At 70.3% G+C, this 3,595-nt stretch carries 2 protein-coding genes; one reads left to right on the top strand and one right to left on the bottom strand.

Going from position 1 to position 3,595, the window contains the following annotated elements:
* Nucleotides 1–73 precede the first annotated feature (73 nt).
* Complete coding sequence (nhaA, locus tag B4E30_RS03645) at nt 74–1,267, bottom strand: Na+/H+ antiporter NhaA (protein ID WP_349676943.1); 1,194 nt, start codon at nt 1,265–1,267, stop codon at nt 74–76.
* Between the two features lie 148 nt (nt 1,268–1,415).
* Here nhaA and B4E30_RS03640 point away from each other — a divergent pair.
* On the top strand, nt 1,416–3,595 hold a 2,180-nt coding region (locus tag B4E30_RS03640), incomplete at its 3' end, for a phosphoenolpyruvate carboxylase (RefSeq protein ID WP_286793535.1).

Genomic DNA, 3,595 nt, shown 5'->3' with positions numbered 1-3,595 from the left:
TCGATCTGCTGCGTCCAGACGCACCGGTCACGCACCGCGCGCATCGTGTCGGCGGCTTGCCGGAGCGGATCGCTCAGGCGGTCGTCGCGGGGGTCTTCTGCTCGAGACGGCGATAGTGCCATGCCCGCCACGATACGAGAACACCGGCGAGCACGAGCGAGACCATCGACCCGGCGAGGACACCGAGCGTCGCCTGATCGCGGATCTCCGGATGCTCGGCGAAGGCGAGCTCCGACAGCAGCAGCGAGACGGTGAACCCGATCCCACCGAGCGAGCCCGCCGCAAGAAGGTCGGTGAAGGTGAGCGCCGGCGGGCCTTCGCGACGGCCGACGCGGAGAGAGATCCATCCGAAGATCGAGATGCCGATGATCTTGCCGACCGGCAGAGCGACGAGCACACCCCAGAAGGCGGGTGAGAGCTCGCCCGCGCTCACCTGGGGGATGACCACGAGCGCGGCGGAGAACGCGAAGACGGGGAGGACGAGGCCGTTCACCCAGGGCTCCAGCACGTGTCGAGCGTGGAGGGCAGGCTGCTGGCTCATCGCGAGGCCGAGCGCGACGCCGGCGATCGTGGCGTGCACGCCCGACTTGTACACGAGCGCCCACGTCACGACGCCGATGACGATCAGGGCGATCGTGATCGGGATGCGGGCGCGGGTGTCGACGCGGCGGGAGAGGATGCCGAACAGCACGACCAGCCCCGCCGCCCCCAGGAGCAGGCCGTAGTTGACGTCACTCGTGAACAGCACGGCGATGAAGATGATGCCCACGATGTCGTCGAGGATCGCGAGCGCGAGCAGGAAGACGCGGAGGGCGGAGGGGAGCCCCTTGCCGAACACCGCGAGCACGCCGAGGGCGAAGGCGATGTCGGTCGCGGTGGGGATGGGCCAGCCGTTGACCGCGTCGGAGCCGTGGGCGATGACGAGGTAGATGGCGATCGGGACGATCACGCCGCCCGCGGCGGCGATCGCCGGCTGCAACGCCTTCTTGGCCGAGTTCAGCTGGCCGCTGGTGAGTTCGAACTGCAGCTCGACGGCCACGACGAAGAAGAAGAGGGCGAGGAGGCCGTCTTTGATCCAGTGCGACACCGACAGCTCGAAGAACTCCGGGATGCCGACGTACACGTGCATGAAGTCATCGACGGCGGGTCCAGCGGGAGAGTTGGCCACGGCGAGGCCTGCCGCAGCGGCGACGAGCAGGACGATCGCGGGGAAGCGCTCGGACCGGAACAGTGACAGGAACGGGGGCGACTGAGGAGACTGGGACATCGGGTCCTTTCGTCTGGTGGGATGCGCTGAACGACGCCGACCAGACTTCCCGGCACACCAAGCTCCCAGTCTACCGGCGCCGGGAGCGAGGACCCGACGACCCTCCCCGTGTCCGGAGCACACCGTCGACGCCGCTAGCGTTGAACGCATGCGCGAACTGACGAACACCGAGGCGATCGACCTCGTCGGCCGCTACGAAGCCGGCCAGGAGATCCCCGACACGATGCGCGCCGACGTGCGCCTGCTGGGCGGATTGCTGGGTCGGGTGCTCCGCGAGAGCGGTTCACCCGGGCTGTTCGAGGATGTCGAGCGACTGCGCGCGGCGACGATCCAGGCATACACGGATGCGACCCCGGAGGCCTTCGCCCGGGCCGAGGCGATCGCCGACTCCTTCAGCATCGACCGCGCCGAAGAGGTCGCCCGCGCCTTCACCTGCTACTTCCACCTCGTCAACCTCGCCGAGGAGCACCAGCGCGTGCGGGTGCTGCGCCAGCGCGACGGCCGCCCCGACCGCGAGGATGCCACCGACTCGGTCGCCGCGGCCTTCGTGCGCCTGGCCGCCGAGATCGGCGACGATTCAGCCCTCGAGCGTCTGCAGGCCCTGCGCTTCCACCCTGTCTTCACCGCCCACCCGACCGAAGCACGCCGGCGAGCGATCTCCACGGGCATCCGCCGTCTGGCCGAGCTGCTGGAGGAACGCGACGCGACGCTGCGCAACGGCGCCGACGAGGGGCGGACCGAGCGGCAGATGCTCGAGGAGATCGACACGCTGTGGCGCACCGGCCCGCTTCGGGCCGAGAAGCCGTCGCCCACCGACGAGGTGCGCGCCGTGATGGCGGTCTTCGACGACACTTTGTTCACGTCGATCCCGGAGGTCTACCGTCGTGTCGACGATGCGCTGCAGGGACCGGCCGCCGGAAGCCGCTCCCCCGTGGTGCGCCCGTTCGTGAGGATCGGATCCTGGGTCGGCGGCGACCGTGACGGCAACCCGTTCGTGACGGCGTCGGTGACGCGCAAGGCGGCGAAGATCGCCAGTGAGCACGTGCTGCTCGGTCTCGAGCGCGCGGCCCTCCGCATCGGACGCACCCTCACCCTCGACGTCGACACGACGCCGCCGAGCGACGCCGTCACGTCGCTGTGGCATCGGCTCCGCTCTGCCGACGAGGATGCGGCGCGCGACATCGCCAAGCGCTCCCCCGGCGAGCTGCACCGCAGCGTCGTGCTGCTGGCGGCGCGGAAGATCGCCGCGACCCGCACCCGTGACGCCGATCTGGCCTACGCGACGCCGGACGAGCTGCTGGCCGACCTTCGCGTCGTGCAGGACTCCCTGGTCCGTGCCAGCGCACCGCGGCAGGCCTACGGCCAGCTGCAGCAGCTGATCTGGCAGGTCGAGACCTTCGGTTTCCACCTCGCCGAACTCGAGGTGCGCCAGCACTCCGCGGTGCACCGCAAGGTGCTCGACGAGCTCGATGCCGGCGGCGAGCGGTCCGAGCTCGCCGAAGAGGTGCTCGAGGTCTTCCGCGTGGTGAAGTTCCTGCAGGACCGCTACGGTCCGCGCGCGGCCGGTCGCTACATCGTGTCGTTCACGCAGTCGGCTGAGGACCTCGCAAACGTGCACCGCCTCGCCCGCTACGCCGTCGGCGAGGGCGCCACCCCGCCCGTCCTCGATGTCATTCCCCTGTTCGAGACGTTCGCAGATCTCCAGGCCGCCCCCGGCATCCTGCGCGAGATCGTGCGGCATCCGGCGTTCGCGGCCCGACTCGGCGAGACCGGAAACCGGCTCGAGGTCATGCTCGGGTACTCGGATTCGTCGAAGGATGTGGGCCCGGTCGCGGCGACTCTCGCGCTGTACGAGGCCCAGGCGGCCATCGCGGACTGGGCGAAGGAGTCCGGTATCGAGCTGACGCTGTTCCACGGCCGCGGCGGCGCTCTCGGGCGCGGCGGCGGACCGGCGAACTCGGCGATCCTCGCGCAGCCGCCGCACTCCGTCGACGGCCGGTTCAAGCTCACCGAACAGGGCGAGGTCATCTTCGCCCGCTACGGCGAGCCGGCGATCGCCAAGCGCCACATCGACCAGGTCGCCGCAGCCATGCTCCTGGCCTCGTCGCCTTCCGTGGAGCGCACCAACCGCCACGCCGCCGAGCGATTCCATGCGATCGGCGCGACGATGGATGCCGCCAGCCGCGACCGCTTCGCCGCGCTCGTGAACGCACCGGGCTTCGCGCCGTGGTTCGCGCAGGTGACGCCGATGGAGGAGATCGGGCTGCTGGCGCTGGGATCCCGCCCGGCGCGACGCGGGCTGTCGGTCGAGTCCCTGGCCGACCTGCG

The sequence above is a fragment of the Microbacterium sp. UBA3394 genome, from assembly GCF_002358725.1.
GTDB lineage: Bacteria > Actinomycetota > Actinomycetes > Actinomycetales > Microbacteriaceae > Microbacterium > Microbacterium luteum.
This window is presented reverse-complemented; position numbering and strand designations above follow the sequence as displayed.